The following is a 370-nucleotide window of genomic DNA, read 5'->3' on the forward strand; positions in this document are numbered from 1 at the left end:
CCGGGCGGGCACATGTTCTACAGCCGGGCCGACAGCCAGGCGGCGTTCCGGAATGATGTGAAGGCGCTGTTCCAGCGCAATTGATGGGTGGTGGCGGGGGGGGCGGGGGGGGCCCCGCCCCCCGGCCCCACCCGCCCCCCCGCGCCCCCCCCCCCCCAAACCAAAAAAAAAACCAGGCGGCCGGGGGCGGCCGCGCCCCCCCCCCCCCCGCCACCACCCATCAATTGCGCTGGAACAGCGCCTTCACATCAGTCCGGAACGCCGCCTGGCTGTCGGCCCGGCTGTAGAACATGTGCCCGCCCGGATAACTGCGCACCTGCACCCGGTCCGGATTGCTGCCCATCGTCGGCATCTGGTCCACGGTCAGGAT

1 pseudogene is annotated in these 370 nt (G+C 71.6%); it reads left to right on the forward strand.

The window, feature by feature from the left end:
* Positions 1-84: pseudogene (locus R5H29_RS06685) on the forward strand (peptidase S10); the annotation flags it as partial.
* Between the last annotated feature and the right edge of the window lie 286 nt (positions 85-370).

The sequence above is a fragment of the Stenotrophomonas sp. A3_2 genome (assembly GCF_036624925.1).
Lineage (GTDB): Bacteria > Pseudomonadota > Gammaproteobacteria > Xanthomonadales > Xanthomonadaceae > Stenotrophomonas > Stenotrophomonas hibiscicola.